The sequence below is a fragment of the Pseudomonas gingeri genome (genome assembly GCF_013385425.1).
Taxonomy (GTDB): Bacteria; Pseudomonadota; Gammaproteobacteria; order Pseudomonadales; family Pseudomonadaceae; genus Aquipseudomonas; species Aquipseudomonas gingeri_D.
In genome coordinates, this window is record NZ_JACAQA010000044.1 from 14,237 (window position 1) to 34,584 (window position 20,348).

The window sequence follows — 20,348 nt, forward strand, 5'->3', positions numbered from 1 at the left end:
TCATAGTGTCAACATTTGAAGTGCACATGAGTGCAGATGATGTGCTTTTTAGGAAATGTTCCCACTTGTGCCACCTGCGACACTCAGCCCCTGCACCAACCCTAGCGCCTGAGTAATTTCCGGTCTGTCGCTCCAAAGTGTCCAGCAGGTACTATCGAATGCTTCAATAGCTAAAACATAAGTCTCTGGCACTATTTCGAAGCCAGAGGGTTTAATAATTTCAGCGACCGTATTGACTGCGACCACAAGACAGTTGAACGTTTGCTCCATCGATTGTGAGAACTCAAGCAATTGCCCCCACGTCATGATGTCTCCTCTCTCCTGAGAGAGTAGAAAAGCCTCATACTCATCCATAGAAAGGCCATCAGGTGCACAACCCACACCTTGAAACTCGAGAACCGACCACACCCAATCATTATCAGGAATGACCGCCAGCAAATCGCTTAGCAACAGGACTGTTCCATCCGCCCGGAAAGACGCCAAGGTGACTGAGTTCATTGCGGATACTCCAGTGGTCTTGCGGGCCCGTGCTGGGGCGTCCCCCCCGTGGGATTTGGGATGAAATCATGCTGATGCGGACTCGTATGCTCTTTGGGGCGTCCGTGATCCGTAAAGTCTATATCTCGCTTGGGCTCCAGTTTGCCATCTTTGTTCAAATGCCACTCTCTGGCTTGCCTGTATTCATCTTTTCTTCCTCTTCTATTTGCAAGCTGGGTGTGGGGCTCTTCGGCATCGGGAACGGGCCTACCATGCTTGTCGTTTACTAATTTCCTATCTGGCCGGTATAAAGTGGCCGGATCAATTTCCTTAGGCCATTCAAGCCTGACAATCTGCGCTCCAGCGCCCTTCCCTTCTGCCCGTCCCGCCTTTTTGATTCTAGCGTTCTTGAGGCCTTGACCAAGCCGTTTCAGCCCAGAGCCCAGTCGTTGCGTCAATGCCAGGTTACGCATCGACACCGTACCTTTCGCCGCCAGACCAGCACCACCGCTGTACATGACCAACAGCCCGATCAGCACTATCTCGAAGACCACCGCACCACCGAACTCGGCGATTTCTTCGCGGTTCTGGGCTTTTACATAGTCAACGGCAAATCGCGCCAGCAGGTCCCGGCTCGGCCCGTCCTCCATCACGAAGCACGCCGTTTCGTAGCTTTCGGCCAGTTGTTCACGGGTGATCTTGCTTGGGTCGAAGCCCAGCGCCTCAATCAGTTCACGATGCTGCGCCTGGGAAAAGTTGTCGCGAAAGGAAGCGATCCAACTGCCACCATTGGAAACGTCGGCGTTCCAGGCGGACACCACGACATTGGAAAAGGTAACGAAGGGATTGATCAGGTCGCCATATTCCTTGGCGCTCTTGACCAATCCCCAAGCGCCATAAAGCGCGCCCTTGCCAATCGCCAAATGGGTATGGAATGCATTGGTGACAACACCACGCTCATCCTGGATAGCCTGCAACGCCGCCGCTTCGGCACGCTCTGCTTCGAGAATCGCCTCCAGTGCGGCCTGCACCTCGGCGCGGCTGCGGACCACCAGATCTTCGGTGTCGACCTCCGCCAGCATCTGCGCCTGATAAGCTCCATCGGGAATACTGCCGACAAACCGACTGTACTCATCCAACCGAGTCCGAATGGGCTCGCCGCTGGCCGGGGTCAGCACGCAAGGCAAATCACACCCCAAGCCTTCGCCGTTATCCCAGATGAACTTCAAACCGACATGGCAGGTGCTGGTCGGAATCTGGCGCTCAATGGTCCGCTTTGCCTGGCTGTAGAAGTCGCCGTTATAAGGCTCTGGAGGCGGCACGCGACGCTCAGTATTACGCGACGGCAAAGGAATGCACGGGCCCGGCGTGGGTGAGTAATTGCCCCTGGAATCGTAATGGCCCACGGTTAACGAGATCCCTGTTTCAACAGTCGTTCGCTCCTTCGAGAAGGACCGACAAAAACAGAAAATCAGCTGCTCGGCCCAGTTACCGAAGCTTACGGTCGAGGCCGAAAGGAAGTGACCGCATTGGATGCCAGACAACTCAACGCCATCTGTAGGACCCTGGCCAACAGCCCCCTTCAACAAGCAGGCAACCCCACGGAGATCCCGCTACAATCCCGCCGAGTGATTGCCAAGATGCTCGCTCACGTGCCAAGTCCTGCTTTCCAACTCGCGGTGTGCCCTGGCACCCACCGCCGCCGTCCCGGGCGCCCCCCGGTCGCCGGCTGAACAGGGTTGCCCGAACATGACGCTGCTGCACATCCCCACCCTGCTGCTGGTCTCGGTCTTCATCTTCTGCCTGATGGGGCTCTTGAGCCTGCACGCCTGGCTGCGGGAAACCCGCGAACGCTGCCTCGCCTACCTGGGCAGCATGATGTTGCTGGCATCCCTCGGCATCCTGCTGGTGAGCTTGCGTGGCTTGGGCGTCGACTTTGTACCGCTGGTGGTGGGCAACGTGGTGCTGTTGCTGAGCGCAGCGATGAACTGGACGGCCATGCGCGTGTTTGCCGGGCGCGCGCCCTCGGTCCCAGGCATGCTCGCTGGCGCGCTGACTTGGCTCGCGCTGTGCCTGGTGCCAACCTTCCTGGAGTCACTGCCATTGCGGGTGGCCGCCTATTCGGTGCTGACGGTCGGCTACGGCGTGCTGACCTTGCTGGAGTTCTGGCGCAGTCGCCACAGCCTCGAAGCCTCCTACCTGCCCGCGCTGACACTGACAGCACTGAATACTCTGTTCTACTGCGTGCGGGCCTTTACTGACGCCGGCATGGGCCTGGACCAGGCCCTCGCGGGTAGCGGCGAAGGCGTGCCGTTTTTCTCCTTCATGCTGTTCGAGTCCATGCTCTACGTGGTCGGGATCGGCTACGTCACCCTGGCCATGGTCAAGGAGCGCGCCGAGCGCCAGCTCAAGGCGGCGGCCTATAGCGATCCCCTGACCGGCGTCGGCAACCGGCGGTCGTTCATGTTCAAGAGTGAAAAGCTGCTGGCCGACTGCGGGCGTCAGGGCACGGCGGCGGCGCTGCTGCTCTGCGACCTGGACCACTTCAAGCGTCTGAACGACACCTTCGGCCATGCCGTGGGCGACCAGGCACTGATCGCCTTCGGCCGGGTAACGACACAGATCCTGCGCCCGGCGGATGTATTCGGGCGCATTGGCGGCGAAGAGTTTGCCTGTGTGCTGGGCGATAGCGACAAAGCCCGCGCGATGGAAGTGGCGGAGCGGATCAGGGCCGGCTTTGCCGGGCTGACACTGCTGGAACCCGGCTTTCTCAGCGTGAGTATCGGGCTGGTCACCACGGGGGAATCCGGGTACGAACTCTCGCGGTTACTGTCGGTGGCGGATGAGGCACTTTACGCAGCCAAGGGTAAGGGCCGCAATCGAGTAGAGATCGCAGAAAGCTAGCCCTGCGGCAACACCACCAACCGCTGCCCCTGCACCGTCGCCGTCATCTGCCCGGCGTCGGCACAGGCCAGCAGGCAATCGGCAATCGCCGGTTCCAACTCGACCCGCACCCTGCGCACCAGGGCGCGGGCGCCGAAGCGCGGATCGTGATCGCGTCCCAGCCAGGCACGGGCCAACTCGTCCACCGATAACTGACGTTGCGGCCCCAGGCGCTGATTGAGCTTGCTCAGTTCGATATCCAACAATGCGTCGAGCCAGCGACCCTCGATGCGTTCGAACACCAGGATACGATCGATCCGGTTGAGGAACTCCGGCTCGAAACGGCTGTGCAACGCCTGCTCCAGCAGCCGCGATTCAGCCTCGACGAACCAACCCAGCAAACGTCTCCAGCCCCCACTCAAACGCTGCCGTCGAGCGTTGGCCTGCCGTGCGCCGATATTGCTGGTCATGAAGATCAGGCTGTTACGAAAATCCAGGGTGCGGCTGCCGCCCGCCAGGGTCAGCCTGCCACTTTCCAGAATCCCCAACAGGCTGCGCAGCACCTCGTCGCTGGCCTTTTCCAGCTCATCGAACAGGACGATGCCCGGACGACTGTAAGTACCCTCGATCAATTCGCTGTCGAACAGACTGACCCCCTCTTTGCTACCGACATAACCCGGCGGCGCACCGGTCAGCGCCGCCGCGTAATGTTCCTGGGCCAAGGTCTGCATATCGATGCGGCACATCGCATCGCTACGACCATGAATGGCCTGGGCCAGCAGGCGCACGATCTCAGTCTTGCCAACGCCAGTCGGGCCCATGAACAGGTTGACCCCAAGCGGTCGCTCGCGATCACCGATGTCCGCCTTGAGCACCTTGAGCTGTGCCTCGACCGCCGCCAATGCCGCGTCCTGGCCGACGATGCGCTTACGCAGCAGCGCCATCACCTGCTGCGGCTCGAAGGTGAACCGCGAGGTCAGCGGACGCACCTCGGGCTGCCCTGACGCGGGGACCTGCTGGATCGACGACATGCTTCAGCCCGCGGTCTTTTCTTTACCGCCGTGGGGCAATTGCCCCACCGGACAGTCCGCCACGCCCACCGTGCGCCGGGTGATGTTCTCCACATTCTCCCGGGCCTTCTCTGCATCCAGGACCCAGGTGCGGTAGAACTCGAACGGGCAATCGGCGATGCCCTTGTCGCCATCGCCGGAATCGTAGATGCCGGTGTAGCCACGGTGCAGCAACTTGAACAGATGGTTCTGCGACTGGTCGTTGGCTCGCGCATCGCGGATCTGTGAGATCGACAACTGAGCGTATTGAATACCCATTTCCTCTTCGCCACACTCACCCAGGGTACGGCCGTCGAAGCCGATGATCGCCGAGTGCCCGAAGTACGAATACACCCCGTCGAAACCGGCGGCGTTGGCCACCGCGACATAGCAGTTATTGGCCCAGGCCATGCTCTTGGACATCTGCACCTGCTGCTCCTTGGCCGGGTACATATAGCCCTGGCAACGGACGATCAGCTCCGCGCCCTTCATCGCACAATCGCGCCAGATCTCCGGGTAGTTGCCGTCGTCGCAGATGATCAGGCTGATCTTCATGCCTTTGGGGCCGTCGCAGACATAGGTGCGGTCGCCGGGGTACCAACCCTCGATGGGACACCAGGGAATGCACTTGCGATAGCGCTGGACGATCTGCCCCTGATTGTCGATCAGCACCAGGGTGTTGTAAGGCGCCTTGTGCGGATGCTCCTCGTGGCGTTCGCCGGTCAGGGAAAACACACCCCAGGTATTGGCCTCGCGACAGGCCGCGGAAAAGATCGCGGTCTCTTCGCCGGGAATGGTCGCGGCGGTGGCCATCATCTCGTCATGGTCATAGAGAATGCCCATGGTGCTGTACTCGGGGAACACCACCAGGTCCATCCCGGGCAGCCCCTGCTTCATGCCCTTGATCACCTCGGCGATCTTGCGGGCATTGTCGATGACCTCGGCCTTGCTGTGCAGGCGCGGCATCTTGTAGTTCACGACAGCAACACCGACGGTATCCGGGCTGCTGGAAATATCGCCATGGCGCATGGAGAAAAACCTCTGTCAGTGACTGATCATCCAGGGCCGTGGCCCGGTCTTGCTCTTGAGTCCCAGGGGATTGGCCTTGGTCGGCACCACCGGTTTGCTTGGCGCACAGCAACCGCAACCCTTGGGATGACGCCGCTGCTGGTACTCGGCGACGGTCTGCGGTGCATGGGCGCTGCGCTCGTTGGTGGCGATGGCCTGGCGCTGACTGCTCGACAGACAGTTCAAGGCCGGCGCCGAAAGCTGCAAGCCACCGCCAGCGCCGCCGCAATAGGGGCACTGGCAAGGTTCATGGCGCTGGTTCATGGGCCGCAGCATGGTGAAGGTGCCGCAGGCCTGGCATTGATATTCGTAGGTCGGCATGGTGCGTCCTCCCGGAATATTGATGGCGACTTACAGATCGTGGGCGATAGGCAGGTCGATGCTGCCGTCCAGGTGCTTGATCGGGCCGTTGGCGTTGGGGTTGATATCGAAGTCGAAGATCTCGGTCGGCAGCCACAAGGTCGCGCAGGCATTGGGGATATCCACCACGCCACTGATATGGCCCTGCACCGGGGCCGATCCCAGCAGGGCATAACCCTGGGCCGGGGAATAACCGAACTTGGTCAGGTAATTGATCGCATTGAGGCAGGCCTGGCGGTAGGCGACGTTGACGTCCAGGTAGTGCTGTTGGCCGCTCTCGTCCACCGAGATGCCTTCGAAGATCAGGTAGTTCTTGTAGTTCGGGGTGATGGGGCTTGGCTTGAACACCGGGTTCTTGATCCCGTACTTGGCCATGCCGCCTTTGATCAGCTCGACCTTCATGTGTACCCAGCCGGCCATCTCGATGGCGCCGCAAAAGGTGATCTCGCCGTCGCCCTGGCTGAAGTGCAGATCGCCTACCGACAGGCCGGCGCCGTTGACGTAGACCGGGAAGAAAATCTTCGAGCCGCGGGACAGGTCCTTGATATCGCAGTTACCGCCATGCTCGCGCGGCGGCACGGTGCGGGCGCCGGTGGCGGCGGCGTCATCGCGGGCCTGGCCCTTGAGTTTGCCCATGTGCGCGGTGGCGGCCAGTGGTGCGTTGGCCAGGGGCGGCACGCGGGTCGGGTTGGTGTCGATCAGTTCCTGTTCGCGGCGGTTCCAGTCGGCGAGCATCACCGGGTCGGGCAGGCAACCGATCAGGCCGGGGTGGATCAAGCCGGCGAAGTTGACACCGGGAATGTGCCGCGAGCTGGTGAACATGCCTTTGAAATCCCAGATGGCTTTCTGCGCACTGGGGAAATGGTCGGTGAGGAAGCCGCCGCCGTTCTGCCGGGAAAAGAAGCCGTTGAAGCCCCACTGCGATTCGGCCTTGGCGCCGATGTCCAGCAGGTCGACCACCAGCAGGTCGCCGGCTTCGGCGCCGTGCACGCCGACCGGGCCGGAGAGGTAGTGCACGGTGGACAGGTCGATATCGCGCACGTCGGAAGCATCGTCGTTGTTCTTGATCGCCCCGGCGGTCCAGTCGTAGGTTTCGAGAATGAAGTCATCCCCCGGCTTGACCCAGCAGGCCATCGGAATGTCCGGATGCCAGCGGTTGTGGATCTGCTCGTTCTCGGTGGCGGGCTGGTTGAGGTCGACTTTGATCAAGGTATCGGTCATGGCAAAGCTCCTGGACAGTAGGGATGTACAGCGTTGCTGGCAGTCTCGAATGGCGGCGCGAATCGGCCAATACGTCGGATGACGTAGCTCCCTTTGCAGGAGCCCGGCTTGCCGGCGATGGCGATTTCAAGACCGCTATCGCCGGCGAGCCGGGCTCCCACAATGTTTGTGTCGAGCCGAGAACCTGCATGCGCGTGAAATCTGTGGGAGCGGTGCTTGTCGGATCGCCGCACCGCCGCGAAGCTTTTGGCGGCCTCAAGGGCCTCTTCGCGAGCAAGCTCTGCTCCCACAGGGACAGTGTTCGGCCTTAACTGAACGGTATTACGGCAAGCCGGGTTCCCACAGGGCAAAGGGGTCTATACGGAGAGGTAACGGCTGATCGTCGCCTCGTCGACCTTGTCGCGGGTCTCCTCGATAACGAAACGTCCCTTCTCGATCACCAGAAAGCGATCGGCAATTTCCAGGGTGAAAGACAGCACCTGCTCGGAAACCACGATGGTCAAATCCCGCAGCGTGCGGATTTCCTTCAGGGTCCGGGCGATGTCCTTGATGATCGATGGCTGGATGCCCTCGGTGGGCTCATCCAGCAACAGCACCTTGGGGTTGGTCGCCAGCGCCCGGGCAATCGCCAGTTGCTGTTGCTGCCCCCCCGAGAGGTTGCCGCCCTTGCGCGAGCGCATGTCGTGGAGCACCGGGAACAACGCATAGAGGTCTTCCGGCACCTGGCCCCGGGCCGAAGCCGGCAAGCCGGTCTGGATATTTTCCAGCACCGTCATGCTGGGAAAGATCATCCGCCCCTGGGGCACATAGGCGATGCCGTGCTCGACCCGCTCGTGGGTCTCGAGACTGGAGACCTCACGACCATCGACACTGACCTGCCCACCCCACTGCGGAAGAATGCCCATCAGGCTCTTGAACAGCGTGGTCTTGCCCATGCCGTTGCGCCCCATCACGGCGACGATTTCCTGCTTGGCCACGGCCAGGTCGAGGTCGTGGAGAATCTGGCTCTGGCCGTAGCCACAGGACAGCTTGTTGACGTTGAACATGCCTGCTTCCTCAATGGCCCAGATAGACTTCGATGACTTTCGGGTTGTTCTGCACCGACTCCATGCTGCCCTCGGCCAGCACCTTGCCCTGGTGCAGCACCGTGACCTTGTGGGCAATGCTCTTGACGAATTCCATATCGTGCTCGATTACCAGCACCGAACGGCCCTGGCTGATGCGCTTGAGCAACTCGGCGGTCTGCACGCGCTCGTTGACGCTCATCCCGGCGACGGGTTCGTCGAGCATCAGCAGGTCGGGGTTCTGCATCAGCAGCATGCCGATCTCCAGCCACTGCTTCTGGCCATGGGACAGCAGGTCGGCCTGTTGCTCCAGCAGATCGCCGAGAAAGATCTCCCGGGCCACCTCTTCCACCCGGGCAATCACCGCGGCGCTGCGCTTGAAGAACAACGCGCTGAACACCTTGCGCCCGGCCGGATAGGACATCTCCAGGTTCTCGAACACCGTGAGGTTTTCGTAGATCGACGGGTTCTGGAATTTTCGCCCGACGCCGGCACGGACGATGTTGTACTCGTGCATCCTGGTCAGCTCTTTCCCGTCGAACTGGATGCTGCCGCTGGTGGCGCGGGTCTTGCCGCAGATCAGGTCGAGCACCGTGGTCTTGCCCGCGCCGTTGGGTCCGATCACCACCCGCACTTCATTGCGGTCTATATACAGGTTGAGGTTGTCCACCGCCTTGAAACCATCGAAGGACACCGTCAGTCCCTCGATGGCCAATACCGGTTTGTTCATCTGAAAACCGATGGCGGTCATGGCTGTGTCTCCAGGGAAGGACGTTCAGGGGCTGGAGCTTTCGGTTCGACACGTACGGCCTGTGGCAAGGACGCAGCCACCGGTTGTGAGCGAGGAGAACGTCGCAGCAATCGAGCAAGCGCCTGGCGACCATGACTGTCCCAGAGCCCGGCCAACCCATTGGGGAAGTACATGACCACGGCAATGAACAGCCCGCCCATCAGGTACAGCCATAACTCGGGAAAGGACTCGGAGAAATAGGTCTTGCCGTAGTTCACCAGCAGGGCCCCATACACCGCGCCGAGCAGCGACATACGCCCGCCGACCGCGGTGAAGATCACCATCTCGATGGACGGCACGATGCCGACGAATGTGGGTGACATAAAGCCGACCTGCAAGGCGAACATCGCGCCGCCAATGGCCGAGAACCCGGCGGCGATGCAGAACACGAAAATCTTGAACGTGGCCACGTCATAACCGGAGAAACGCACCCGCTCCTCCTTGTCGCGCATCGCCATCAGCAAGCGCCCCAGCTTGGAAGCGAGGACAAAACGGCCGATAAAAATGCAGCCGAACAGCAGCGCCGCATTGATGAAATACAGCACCAGCTTGGCGCTGTCGGTGCGCAGGTCCCAACCGAGCAGCGTCTTGAGATCGGTGATGCCGTTGACCCCACCGCTCAGGCCCTGCTGGCCGACAATCAGCACCGTCAAAATCAACGCAATGGCCTGGGTGACGATGGAGAAATACACATCCCCGACCCGCCGTTTGAACAGCGCCATACCGATGATAAAAGCCAGCAACACCGGCACCAGAATCACCGCCAGCAGCGTGAAACTGAAACTGTGGAACGGCACCCAGAGCCAGGGCAGTTCGGTGATCTGGTTCCAGTCCATAAAGTCCGGAATGCCCGGCGTGGTCTGGATCTTGGTGCTGATCGGATCGGAGGCTTCCAGCTTGAGAAACATCGCCATGCAGTAGCCGCCGACACCGAAAAACACGCCCTGCCCCAGGCTGAGAATGCCGCCATACCCCCAGCACAACACCAGGCCGACGGCAACGAAGGCATAGGTCAGATACTTGCCCACCATGTTCAACCGGAAGGCATCCAGGGTCAGCGGAAACACCACGAAAATCAGCAGCGCCAACAGCGCCACGCCGAGCAGGTTCGGCTTGCCCGCCAGCATCTTGTCTAGAACGTTCATCGGCTCGCCTCTACTTGCGCACTTTGATGGAGAACAGCCCTTGGGGGCGCAACATCAGGATCAGGATGACCCCGGACAGGGTCAGCACCTTGGCCATCGAACCGCTGAGGAAAAACTCCGAGATCGATTGGGTCTGGGCAATCACGAACGCCGACGCGATGGTGCCGAACAGGCTTTGCGCACCACCGAAGACCACCACCAGGAAGGTGTCGACGATGTACTGCGAGCCGGCGGTGGGTCCGGTGGAACCGATGGTGGTGAAGGCCGCGCCAGCCACCCCGGCGACACCGCAACCCAGGGCAAAGGTCATGCGGTCGACCTTGCGGGTATTGATACCCACGGCCCGGCTCATCAACCGGTTCTGCACCGTGGCGCGCACATGCAGACCCCAGCGCGAACGATAGAGCAGGACAAAAATGCCTGCCGTCAGCAGCAAGGTCAGGGCCATCATGAACAGGCCGTTGCGCGGAATCTCGATGGAGTCCGTGAGGTTGAACGACCCCATCAACCACTCCGGTGGCGTGGCACTGACTTCACGGGCGCCGAACACCGAACGGAAGGTCTGCTGCATGACCAGGGACAGGCCCCAGGTCGCCAGCAGCGTGTCCAGCGGCCGCTTGTAGAGTCGGCTGATCATCGCCCACTCCACCAGCCAGCCGATGGCGCCGGCGATCAGAAACGACAACGCGATGGCGAAGAAAAAATAGTAGGGTTGGAACGCCGGGGCGAAATGGCTGGTCAGGCTCGAACAGACATAGGTGGTGTAGGCACCGATGGTGAGGAACTCGCCGTGGGCCATATTGATGACCCCCATTTGCCCGAAGATGATCGCCAGCCCCAGCGCCATCAACAACAGCACGCAGAACACGGACAAACCGTTGAACCCCTGCATGGCCGCGATGGCACCAAATTCCGATAGCCATTCCATGATGATGGTCTCCTGCGGTGGAAGTAAAAAAACCGCATCCCCGGCAAACCAGCCCCCTGCAGGAGCCGGCTTGCCGGCGATAGGGCCCGAACGTTATTGGTAACCTTTAGGGAACGGATTCGGCTCGATCAGACCCGACTCGTAGACCACCTTGAACTGGCCATTGGGCTGCACTTCACCGATACGGGTCTTGCTCCACAGGTGATGGTTGTCGTGCACTTTCACGTAGCCTTCAGGTGCGGTTTTCAGCTCGATGCCTGGCGAGGCAGCGACCACTTTGTCAACGTCGAAACTGCCGGCCTTCTCCACTGCTGCTTTCCACAACCACGGGCCGAGATAAGCCGCCTGGGTCACATCGCCAATCACCGCATCCTTACCGTACTTGGCCTTGAAGGCTTCGACGAAGGCTTTGTTGTTGGGGTTGTCCAGGCTCTGGAAGTACTTCATCGAGGCATAGAAGCCGGCCATGTTCTCGCCGCCGATGCCCAGCAGTTCGTCTTCGGTCACTGACAGGGTGAGCAGGGTCTGCTTGGAGGAATTGACGCCCGCCGCATTCAATTGCTTGTAGAACGCCACGTTGGAACCACCGACCACGGCAGCGAACACCACGTCAGGCTTCTTCAGCTTGACCTTGTTGATCAGCGAGCCGAACTGGGTGTTGCCCAGCGGGTAGTAGTCTTCGCCGACCACGGTGCCGTGCAGCACGTTTTCAATATGCTTGCGGGCGATCTTCATCGAGGTACGCGGCCAGATATAGTCCGAACCCACCAGGTAGAAGGTCTTGGCGCCCTTGGTCTTGGCGATCCAGTCGAGACTGGCAAGGATTTGCTGGGTGGCTTCCTGGCCGGTGTAGATCACGTTCTTCGACTGCTCCAGCCCCTCATAGAAAGTCGGGTAGTAGAGCAGGCCGTTTTCCTTCTCGAAGATCGGCAACACGGCCTTGCGCGAGGCCGAGGTCCAGCAGCCGAACACCGTCGCCACCTTGTCGTTGACCAGCAGCTTCTTGGCCTTCTCGGCGAAGGTCGGCCAGTCGGACGCGCCGTCTTCCTGGATCACCTTGATCTGCCGGCCAAGGATGCCGCCCGAAGCGTTGATCTGTTCGATGGCCAGGCGTTCGGCCTGGATCGAACCGGTTTCGGAAATCGCCATGGTGCCGGTGGCCGAGTGCAACTGGCCGACGGTGACTTCAGTCGGGGTCACGGCCAGGCCGGTGGTGTTGGCCTCGTCCGCCATCACCCCCTGGCTGAACACACTGGCGGCCAGTAACGACAAGGCCGCCGCTCCCAGCGCCAGACGGCGCGGCAACAGACCTTTGGTGCGGATCAATCGTGGTTCCATGCTGCTACTCCTCTGCGGTGGCGCTGCGGTTCGCCTGAGAGGGCGGCCAGCAACGGTGATGGCATCAGCATGGCGGCGAGGAGCGGCGGCCGGTATACGCAGCCTGACGTAAAGGCATACGTCATTTGACGTAGGGAAATTCGCACCAAGCTGGCGCAGGCTAGCGCCCCAGGCCCGTGCCACCTGACCGCCTCACGCGCAGGCACGCGCACGGGTAACCGCTGGTGCGGCCCGCCAGCCTGGGGCATGAAAATTGCTCAATTTTTCACCACTACAACGCCAGGCACGGAGCGCCTTGACAGCAGGAGTCTTTCACCGTGCTACCACCCGGCACCCAGCGCATCGCCAAGATCCGTCGCGACTACAACAGCTGGGTCGCCGACGAGACCATGGAGGACTACGCCCTGCGCTACACGCCGAAGTCCTTTCGCAAGTGGTCGGAGTTGCGCATCGCCAACACCGCCCTGGGCGCGGTGTCGTTCCTCGCCCTGGAGGCGATCGGCGGAGTGCTGGCCCTGAGTTATGGGTTCACCAACACCTTCTGGGCGATTCTCGCGGTGAGCCTGGTGATCTTCTTCACCGGCCTGCCCATCAGCTACTACGCCGCCCGCTACGGCGTCGACATGGACCTGCTGACCCGCGGCGCCGGCTTCGGCTATATCGGTTCGACCATCACCTCGCTGATCTACGCCAGCTTCACCTTCCTGTTCTTCGCCCTGGAAGCGGCGATCATGGCGTTGGCCCTGGAGCTGTATTTCCATATCCCGCTGGCCTTCGCCTATGTGATCTGCTCCGTGCTGGTGATCCCGCTGGTGGCCTACGGGGTGACGCTGATCAGCCGCCTGCAACTCTGGACCCAACCGCTGTGGCTGGTGTTGCTGGTGCTGCCCTACCTGTTCGTGCTGGTGAAAAATCCCCAGGCCTTCAGCGACTGGACCAGCTTCCTCGGTCGCAGCTCCAGCGGTGGTGACTTCAATCTGCTGGAGTTTTGCGCGGCCTGTACCGTGGCTCTTTCGCTGGTGACGCAGATCGGCGAACAGGTCGACTACCTGCGCTTCCTGCCGGAGAAAACCTCGGCCAACCGCAAACGCTGGTGGGCCGCCCTGCTCTGCGCCGGCCCCGGCTGGATCATCCCCGGTGCCCTGAAAATGGCCGCCGGGGCCTTCCTGGCCTTTCTCGCCCTGCAACACGAAATCCCCATGGAGCGTGCCGCCGAACCGACGCAGATGTACCTGGTGGCCTTCAGTTATGTGTTCTCCTCGCCGGAATGGGCCCTGGGCGCCATGGTGCTGTTCGTCTTTGTCTCGCAGATGAAGATCAACCTGACCAATGCCTACGCCGGCTCCCTGGCCTGGTCGAACTTCTTCGCCCGGGTCACCCACAGTCATCCCGGCCGCGTGGTGTGGCTGGTGTTCAATGTGGCGATTGCACTGATGCTGATGGAGCTGGGGGTGTTCGATGTCATCGACCAGGTGCTCGGTCTCTACGCCAATATCGCCACCGCCTGGATTGGTTCGGTGGTCGCGGATCTGGTGATCAACAAGCCCTTGGGGCTGTCGCCGAAGCACATCGAATTCAAGCGCGCACACCTCTACGACATCAACCCGGTGGGCGTCGGCTCGATGGTGATTGCCTCGTTGCTGTCGATCCTCGCCCACTTCGGACTGTTCGGTGCCCTAGCCCAGGCCGCGCCGCCCTTTGTCGCCCTCGGTACCGCGCTGATCATGGTTCCGCTGCTGGCCTGGGCCACCGGCAGCCGCTATTACATCGCCCGCACCAGCGACCCGTTGCTGCTGCGTCCGGTGCAACCGAGTACGCAGGTCACCTGCGGTCTGTGCAGTAATCCGTTCGAAGTCGCGGACATGGCGTTCTGTCCGGCCTACAGCACGCCCATCTGCTCGCTGTGCTGTTCGCTGGATGCGCGTTGCGGCGATCGTTGCAAACCCCAGGGGCGTTTGTCCGCACAGTTCGAGTCGTTGTTGCGCTGGTTGCTGCCCAGCACTATGGTGCCGCGCCTGCATACCCGGTTGATGCATTACCTCGGTCTGCTGCTGGTACTGATCCTGATGCTCAGCGGCGCCCTTGCGCTGATCTATGGCCAGGCGTCCCAGGGGCTGCCCCATTCGGCGACTTTGTACCAGGCGTTTTTCAAGGCATTCCTGACCCTATCGATGCTGGCGGCGATCCTCGCCTGGTGGATCGTTCTGACCCGGGAAAGCCGCCATGTGGCCCAGGAAGAATCGACTCGCCAGACGCAATTACTGATGCAGGAAATCGCCGCCCACCGAGTCACCGACCAGGCCCTGCAGGATGCCAAGGAAGCCTCCGAGGCAGCCAATGCGGCCAAGAGTCGCTATATCACCGGGCTGTCCCATGAACTGCGCACGCCGCTCAACAGCATCCTCGGTTTTACCCAGAACCTGCAGCGCGACGCGGCCATGCCGGAACAGCACCAGGATGCCCTGGCGACCATTCTGCGCAGTGGTTCGCACCTGCTGTCACTGATCGACGGACTGCTCGATGTGGCCAAGATCGAGGCCGGCAAACTGCGCCTGGAACTGACGGAAATTCCTTTCCCGGAACTGATCCATGACCTGGAACTGATGTTCACTCCTCAGGCCCAGGAAAAGGGTCTGCGCTTTCGCCTGGAACTGATCGGCAAGATGCCGGCGGTGGTGCGTGGCGATGAAAAACGTGTGCGGCAGATCCTGATCAATCTGCTGGGCAATGCGGTCAACTTCACCGACAGCGGCGAGGTTTGCCTGCGGGTCAGCTACATGCGCGAAACCGCGAACTTCGAGATTATCGACACCGGTATCGGCATCGACCCCGAGCATATCGAGCGGATCTTCCAGCCGTTCGAGCGCGGCGACCTGATGCGCCAGGACAAGGGCGTCGGCCTGGGCCTGACCATCACCCGCATGCTCACCTCGCTGATGGGCGGCGAATTGCAGGTCAGGAGCCAGCAGGACAAGGGCACCTGCTTCCAGGTGCGGCTGTTTCTTTCCCAGGTGCGGGCGCCCCGAGCCGTGGTCCATGTCGAGCACGACATCATCGGCTACCAGGGACCACGACGCCGGGTGCTGGTGGTGGACGATCATGTGGACCATCGCAAAGTGCTCAACGGCATGCTCACGCCGCTGGGCTTCGAAGTGGTGCAGGCCAGCAACGGCCAGGAAGCGATTCGTCAGGTGGCGTTGCTGGGGCCGGACCTGATTCTGATGGACCTGTCGATGCCGACCATGGATGGCTGGGAAACCAGCCGCCTGATCCGCCGCAATGCGCTGTCCACGGTGCCAATCATCGTGATCTCGGCCAATGCCTTCAGCGATGAGCGCAACCTGGCGAGTGCCTGCAATGACTACCTGGCCAAGCCGGTGCGCACGCCGGAGTTGCTGGAGAGGATTCAGAAGCAACTTGATCTGCATTGGGTGCGGCGTGAAAAGCCAGCGCCGGCGCCACTCCCCGAACCCTGGGTCTTGCCTTCACACCCTGACCTTGTTGCCCTCGGCGAGCTCAGCGCCATCGGCTATGTCCGTGGCTTGCAGGAAAAGCTCGACAGCATCCAGGCTGAAGCGCCGGACACAGCGGCTTTTATCGGGTCGATCCGCAAACTGCTGAAGAACTTTCGCCTGGACGAAATCAACCGCACCCTCAAGGAGGCAGAAGATGAATGCACTGACCACAGTCGCTGAACCCGGTGTCGTGCTGATTGTGGATGACACGCCGGATAACCTCGCTCTGCTGTCCGACGCGCTTAACGATGCCGGTTATATGGTGCTGGTGGCGCTGGATGGGTTGAGTGCGTTGAACCGGATCGAGCGGCGGCGCCCGGACCTGATCCTGCTGGATGCGATGATGCCGGGGCTGGATGGGTTTGAGACCTGTCGGCGGATCAAGGCGCAGCCGGAGAGTGCTGATATTCCGGTGCTGTTTATGACGGCGCTGACGGAGAGTCGGCATGTGGTTCAGGGGTTTGAGGTGGGTGGCAGTGATTATGTGACCAAGCCGATTCAGATCGATGAGGTGCTGGCTCGGGTTGCGGCGCATTTGCGTACCTCACGCACGCTGTTGTCGGCGCGGGCGGCATCACAGCCAGTGGCGGCCTTGAGCCTGAACGACGAACCGGCCAGCCAGGTGTTGTCGGCACGTTTTCAACTGACGGGGCGTGAGGTGGAAGTGCTGCGCTGGGTAGCCTGTGGAAAAACCAATCGCGATATCGGCACCATTCTGGACTTGAGCCCGCGTACGGTGAACAAGCATCTGGAGCATGTGTATATCAAGCTGGGGGTGGAGACGAGGACGGCGGCGACGTCAGTGGTGCTGTCGGCGATGACTGAGCATCGGCGGATGTAGAGGCGGCGCTTTGCGCAGTGATTTGCCAAGGCCAGCAAGACAACTCGCTTTCCTTTGAGTGAAGTTTCCTAGAAAATATTGACCGCTTGCGCCTGCTAATTTCGATGACTAGTCTTCAATTCGTCACTGCCTATTCAGTGATCGGGTTTAGTCGCCCGGGATAGATTGGCGCACAGCGCCCCCTTGGAATGAGGCGTTTTTTATTGCCTACATTTTATGGTGGCTGTGCGCAGGGCACCCTCGTGGTGCGCCGGTTTCTCCAATCTTCCGGTCGACTAACCTGTGCACAGCTGCCACCCACAATCGTTTAGTCGCGACGGCGTGGTGGCTCCAACCGCCAGATTGGAGATTTACCATGTACAAAGTCACACCCAACCCACCGGGAACCTCCGGTGTCGAAAGCATTGACCCCCAAGCCGCTGATCGCGCCTTGGCGTACTACATACTGCCTCAAGGCGGCGGTCCAAAACGCCCTGGTATCGTAGGAACGCAAGAGAGAGCCTCTACCCCGCAAAGCCGAGAAGAAGCCCTCGTCAACGCCAGCTCAATCCTGGACTCCGCTGCCGCCACCGCCTATGAAAATGCCGACAACCTCACGGGTGCGAACCGAAAGGTGGCGATGGGCGTCGTGCATCTGATCGAGTTGGCTCAACGGCAGGTGGATTCAGTGATTGAAGAACAGCCTGCTGGGGTCACAAACTGACGGAAAGCAGCGCGGCATAAAGGGGAGCTTGCTCCCCTTTTTTCACGCATGCCTCTGGACACTTGGCTGACTTCACTGGCTAATACCTCCATCAATCCTTTCGGCTCACTCACTTCGGACTCGTCAATAGTGCTGAACCGCAACGCCCTGATGGCCCAACTCTCTGCCACACCCGATGACATTGCAGCGCGCGCTTCGCTCTATCGCGATTTGCTCAACAGCGGAGAGGCTTCCCTGGATGGCCTACGAGTAGCCGCCGGCCTGTGCGATCCGGCCGCTATCGCCGCAGTTGCGCAGTTGAGCGCCACCGCGCATACCAATCGCCCCAAGGCATTGTTGTCGCAGCTTCGTGGACTGCCCGTAGACCATGTCGAGTTGGAGAATGCCGAGCCTGACTGGCTTGATGCCCTGGCAGGGCTGCCACTGCGTACGCTGGTACTCAACAGCCCGAAATTCAGCTTCGATCAGACTGTATGGCAACGTTTGCCAGCCGTTGCCCTCGAGACATTGAAAATCAGTGGTTTTTCGCGCGATGACAACGCCAGCAGCCTCCCGTCACTCGAACGGTTGCTCCGGCTGAAGTTGGAAACCTACGGCGAAGACTTCGACGACCGTTTCCTCCACCAACTCGGCAGTGGCGCGCTGCAGGAGTTATCGTTGAACCGTTGTGATGAGGTCACCGACGACGGCCTGCTCGGACTGTCACGACTCAAGTTGCGTTCACTCACATTCGAACGCGCAGGGGAACTCACTTCACGTGGAATGCAGCACTTGGGTCATCATCCACTCGAGCAGCTATCGCTAGGTTGGAATGGCGCAATCCTGAAGGACCCTTCCTGGCTCCGCGGCCTGACCGCATTGCGCTCGCTGAGCCTCGATTACTGTTACGCAACCGACGCCATGCTCCACGCCATCCAGGGCCTGCCGATCGAACGGCTTTCGCTGCAATCTTCGTATATCGGCGAGGACGACATTGCCGAACTGGAAGGCATGCCACTCGCCGATCTGGATCTTAAATCTTCACAGCAAATGATCGAGCGGCTCGATGTGCTGCACGCGTTTCCACTGAAGCGCCTGGGGCTCTCCGATGTGCAAGGCATCGACGCACATACGTTGCGCGACCTGCGCGGTTTGGACCTGGAATCGCTGGACCTTTCATTGAACGACATCACTGGAAAGGAACTGAAACAACTGGCTGGTCTGCCGCTGAAGAGACTGAATCTCAGTTTTTGTCGCGACATCGACGGCAAGGCTTTGCGAATGCTCGTCGAATTGGGATTGCCGTTGGAGCAACTGGAGATAAGCGGTCTGGATCTACGCGATGCCGACTTAGCCTGTTTGCGCGATCTGCCGCTGCAACGCCTCGGTTTATATGAAAGTCCTTGGCTCACTGACGCCGGAGTCGCCCACCTCGCGCGTCTGCCGCTGCGAGATCTGACACTCGCGGCTGGTCCGGGGGAGTCGCAGCTCACTTCAGCCGTGGTGTCCATGTTGGAGCAGTTGCCACTACAAAAATTGTGGTTGCCGAACTGCTCAGGGATCAGCGCAGAAGGGTGGGACCGTTTGGCCAGATTGCCGGCCCACGTGACTGGGCCCGGTATTTGACAGGTAGTGGAAATCCACATTCCCACTGAGTCGTATCAGTCCTAAGTACCTGGAAAATCGAGGGCCCAGCAGGAGAATTCGCGCTCCCGGCCAACTGCCCTTTCAGCGTTTTAACACCGTCAAATCAGCTGCGTTTTTTCAGTGATCTTGCAGTGCCAGCAAGACAACTCGCTTTCCTTTGAATGAAGTTTCCTAGAAAATCCTGAGCGCTTGTGCCTGCCAATTTCGCTGGCTAGTCTTCAGTCCGTCACTGCATATCAGTGATCGGGTTTGGTAGCCCGGTATAGATTGGCGCACAGCGCCCCCTTGGAATGAGGCGTTTTTTATTGCCTGCCTTTTATGGTGGCTGTGCGCAGGGCACCTTCGGGCGCGCCGGTTTCTCCAATCTTCCGGTCTACCAACCTGTGTACAGCCGCCACCCCAATCGTTTGGTAGCGATACTGGTGACGGCTCCATCCGTGAGATTGGAGATTTGCCATGTACAAAGTCACACCCAACCCACCGGGAACCTCCGGAATCGAAAGCATTGACCCGCAAGCCGCTGATCGCGCCTTGGCGTACTACATGCTGCCTCAGGGCGGCGGTCCAAAACGCCCTGGTATCGCAGGAATACAAGGCAAGCCCCCGGCGCCACAAAGCCGAGAAGAAGCCCTCGTCAACGCGAGCTCAATACTGGACTCCGCTGCCGCCACCGCCTATGAAAATGCTGACAACCTCACGGGTGCGAACCGCAAGGTGGCGATGGGTGTGGTGCATCTGATTGAGTTGGCTCAACGACAAGTTGATTCCGTGATTGAGGACCAGCCCGCTGGGATAACAAACTGACAGGTACAAGCCCAGTGCGATTTAGGGGGGAGCTGTGCTCCCCTTTTTACTGACGACTAGAAAGCTCTCCCCATCAGGTGCTCGTAAGATTTTTCGTCGAGCCAACAGGATATATTTTTCCTTCTCTGGACAGCCATTTCTAAGACTTCGCTTTTTATGTGAGACTCTCCTGCAAATTCACAGGATTTGGCTTACATAGTGGCGCATGACGCGAAATGAATGATCTCTCCAGACTGCAAAGCCCTGCCGCCGTCCAAGCCGCCTTTGACGAGTTTTCAACCCTGGGACGCTCTGCCTTTCTGAAGCGGTATGGCTTCGGAAAATCGAGGTACTTCCTGGTACGCAATCCGCGAAATGGCGAACAGTGCGATATCAAAGCCGTTGTGGCGGTTGCCTACGGAGTGCAATTCCCATCTGACGGCCCACTGAGCGCGGCAGCACTTGTGGAAAATGAAGCGACAGTCGCGGCCAAATTGCAGTCGCTCGGGTTCGAGGTGATCCGAATCGGAGAGGACTTGTCAACGCCGGCCCAAAAC

The 20,348-nt window shown here is 60.2% G+C and carries 17 protein-coding genes and 1 pseudogene; 7 read left to right on the top strand and 11 right to left on the bottom strand.

The genetic code is table 11. The features are described 5' to 3' along the window. Window positions 1-48: 48 nt before the first annotated feature. On the bottom strand, window positions 49-498 hold the full coding sequence (locus tag HX830_RS31135; protein ID WP_177104640.1) for a hypothetical protein: 450 nt from the start codon (window positions 496-498) through the stop codon (window positions 49-51). Then, window positions 495-2,021 carry a hypothetical protein gene (locus HX830_RS31140; protein WP_177104642.1) on the bottom strand — a complete coding sequence of 509 codons (1,527 nt, stop codon included), beginning with the start codon at window positions 2,019-2,021 and terminating at the stop codon, window positions 495-497. The genes HX830_RS31135 and HX830_RS31140 overlap by 4 nt, the downstream gene beginning before the upstream one ends. A gap of 205 nt (window positions 2,022-2,226) precedes the next feature. Here HX830_RS31140 and HX830_RS31145 point away from each other — a divergent pair, with 205 nt between their 5' ends. After that, complete coding sequence (locus tag HX830_RS31145) at window positions 2,227-3,381, top strand: GGDEF domain-containing protein (protein ID WP_177104644.1); 1,155 nt, start codon at window positions 2,227-2,229, stop codon at window positions 3,379-3,381. On the opposite strand, the gene HX830_RS31150 is transcribed toward HX830_RS31145, so the two are convergent. The 9 genes from HX830_RS31150 to urtA form a co-directional block, all read right to left on the bottom strand. Further along, window positions 3,378-4,391, bottom strand: coding sequence for an AAA family ATPase (locus HX830_RS31150; RefSeq protein WP_256350851.1), 1,014 nt, complete (start codon window positions 4,389-4,391; stop codon window positions 3,378-3,380). The two genes, HX830_RS31145 and HX830_RS31150, sit on opposite strands and share 4 nt — an antisense overlap. Window positions 4,392-4,394: 3 nt before the next feature. Beyond that, window positions 4,395-5,438, bottom strand: coding sequence for an aliphatic amidase (locus HX830_RS31155; RefSeq protein ID WP_152742107.1), 1,044 nt, complete (start codon window positions 5,436-5,438; stop codon window positions 4,395-4,397). A gap of 15 nt (window positions 5,439-5,453) precedes the next feature. Next, window positions 5,454-5,798, bottom strand: a complete 345-nt coding sequence (locus HX830_RS31160) for an FmdB family zinc ribbon protein (protein WP_100941562.1) — start codon at window positions 5,796-5,798, stop codon at window positions 5,454-5,456. Between the two features lie 30 nt (window positions 5,799-5,828). Further along, window positions 5,829-7,058 carry a formamidase gene (gene fmdA / locus HX830_RS31165; RefSeq protein WP_177104646.1) on the bottom strand — a complete coding sequence of 410 codons (1,230 nt, stop codon included), beginning with the start codon at window positions 7,056-7,058 and terminating at the stop codon, window positions 5,829-5,831. A gap of 356 nt (window positions 7,059-7,414) precedes the next feature. After that, window positions 7,415-8,104, bottom strand: coding sequence for an urea ABC transporter ATP-binding subunit UrtE (urtE, locus tag HX830_RS31170; protein ID WP_177104648.1), 690 nt, complete (start codon window positions 8,102-8,104; stop codon window positions 7,415-7,417). Window positions 8,105-8,114: 10 nt separating this feature from the next. After that, window positions 8,115-8,873 carry an urea ABC transporter ATP-binding protein UrtD gene (gene urtD, locus HX830_RS31175; RefSeq protein ID WP_152742110.1) on the bottom strand — a complete coding sequence of 253 codons (759 nt, stop codon included), beginning with the start codon at window positions 8,871-8,873 and terminating at the stop codon, window positions 8,115-8,117. Next, entirely contained in the window at window positions 8,870-10,057 is a 1,188-nt protein-coding gene (urtC, locus tag HX830_RS31180) for an urea ABC transporter permease subunit UrtC (protein ID WP_177104650.1), read from the bottom strand. Before urtC ends, urtD begins: the two co-directional genes overlap by 4 nt. A 10-nt stretch (window positions 10,058-10,067) precedes the next feature. Continuing rightward, complete coding sequence (gene urtB / locus HX830_RS31185) at window positions 10,068-10,985, bottom strand: urea ABC transporter permease subunit UrtB (protein ID WP_177104652.1); 918 nt, start codon at window positions 10,983-10,985, stop codon at window positions 10,068-10,070. Window positions 10,986-11,078: 93 nt separating this feature from the next. Continuing rightward, complete coding sequence (gene urtA, locus HX830_RS31190) at window positions 11,079-12,323, bottom strand: urea ABC transporter substrate-binding protein (RefSeq protein ID WP_100941568.1); 1,245 nt, start codon at window positions 12,321-12,323, stop codon at window positions 11,079-11,081. A gap of 317 nt (window positions 12,324-12,640) precedes the next feature. Here urtA and HX830_RS31195 point away from each other — a divergent pair, with 317 nt between their 5' ends. The 6 genes and pseudogenes from HX830_RS31195 to HX830_RS31220 form a co-directional block, all read left to right on the top strand. After that, complete coding sequence (locus tag HX830_RS31195) at window positions 12,641-16,018, top strand: ATP-binding protein (RefSeq protein ID WP_177104654.1); 3,378 nt, start codon at window positions 12,641-12,643, stop codon at window positions 16,016-16,018. Continuing rightward, on the top strand, window positions 15,993-16,679 hold the full coding sequence (locus HX830_RS31200; protein ID WP_152742113.1) for a response regulator transcription factor: 687 nt from the start codon (window positions 15,993-15,995) through the stop codon (window positions 16,677-16,679). Before HX830_RS31195 ends, HX830_RS31200 begins: the two co-directional genes overlap by 26 nt. 355 nt (window positions 16,680-17,034) lie before the next feature. Next, complete coding sequence (locus tag HX830_RS31205) at window positions 17,035-17,382, top strand: DUF6124 family protein (RefSeq protein ID WP_152742114.1); 348 nt, start codon at window positions 17,035-17,037, stop codon at window positions 17,380-17,382. Between the two features lie 150 nt (window positions 17,383-17,532). Then, window positions 17,533-18,987, top strand: coding sequence for a leucine-rich repeat domain-containing protein (locus HX830_RS31210; RefSeq protein WP_177104666.1), 1,455 nt, complete (start codon window positions 17,533-17,535; stop codon window positions 18,985-18,987). A gap of 477 nt (window positions 18,988-19,464) precedes the next feature. Beyond that, complete coding sequence (locus HX830_RS31215) at window positions 19,465-19,812, top strand: DUF6124 family protein (protein ID WP_177104656.1); 348 nt, start codon at window positions 19,465-19,467, stop codon at window positions 19,810-19,812. Between the two features lie 215 nt (window positions 19,813-20,027). Further along, window positions 20,028-20,348 (top strand): annotated as a pseudogene (locus HX830_RS31220) (hypothetical protein); the annotation flags it as partial.

Excerpts from the sequence above, each read along its gene's own strand:
- urtC (WP_177104650.1), bottom strand. The coding sequence starts at position 10,057 with ATGAACGTTCTAGACAAGATGCTGGCGGGCAAGCCGAACCTGCTCGGC.
- HX830_RS31200 (WP_152742113.1), top strand. The coding sequence starts at position 15,993 with ATGAATGCACTGACCACAGTCGCTGAACCCGGTGTCGTGCTGATTGTG.
- urtB (WP_177104652.1), bottom strand. The coding sequence starts at position 10,985 with ATGGAATGGCTATCGGAATTTGGTGCCATCGCGGCCATGCAGGGGTTC.
- HX830_RS31135 (WP_177104640.1), bottom strand. The coding sequence starts at position 498 with ATGAACTCAGTCACCTTGGCGTCTTTCCGGGCGGATGGAACAGTCCTG.
- HX830_RS31215 (WP_177104656.1), top strand. The coding sequence starts at position 19,465 with ATGTACAAAGTCACACCCAACCCACCGGGAACCTCCGGAATCGAAAGC.
- HX830_RS31145 (WP_177104644.1), top strand. The coding sequence starts at position 2,227 with ATGACGCTGCTGCACATCCCCACCCTGCTGCTGGTCTCGGTCTTCATC.
- HX830_RS31150 (WP_256350851.1), bottom strand. The coding sequence starts at position 4,391 with ATGTCGTCGATCCAGCAGGTCCCCGCGTCAGGGCAGCCCGAGGTGCGT.
- urtD (WP_152742110.1), bottom strand. The coding sequence starts at position 8,873 with ATGACCGCCATCGGTTTTCAGATGAACAAACCGGTATTGGCCATCGAG.
- HX830_RS31210 (WP_177104666.1), top strand. The coding sequence starts at position 17,533 with ATGGCCCAACTCTCTGCCACACCCGATGACATTGCAGCGCGCGCTTCG.
- urtA (WP_100941568.1), bottom strand. The coding sequence starts at position 12,323 with ATGGAACCACGATTGATCCGCACCAAAGGTCTGTTGCCGCGCCGTCTG.
- HX830_RS31160 (WP_100941562.1), bottom strand. The coding sequence starts at position 5,798 with ATGCCGACCTACGAATATCAATGCCAGGCCTGCGGCACCTTCACCATG.
- urtE (WP_177104648.1), bottom strand. The coding sequence starts at position 8,104 with ATGTTCAACGTCAACAAGCTGTCCTGTGGCTACGGCCAGAGCCAGATT.
- HX830_RS31205 (WP_152742114.1), top strand. The coding sequence starts at position 17,035 with ATGTACAAAGTCACACCCAACCCACCGGGAACCTCCGGTGTCGAAAGC.
- HX830_RS31155 (WP_152742107.1), bottom strand. The coding sequence starts at position 5,438 with ATGCGCCATGGCGATATTTCCAGCAGCCCGGATACCGTCGGTGTTGCT.
- fmdA (WP_177104646.1), bottom strand. The coding sequence starts at position 7,058 with ATGACCGATACCTTGATCAAAGTCGACCTCAACCAGCCCGCCACCGAG.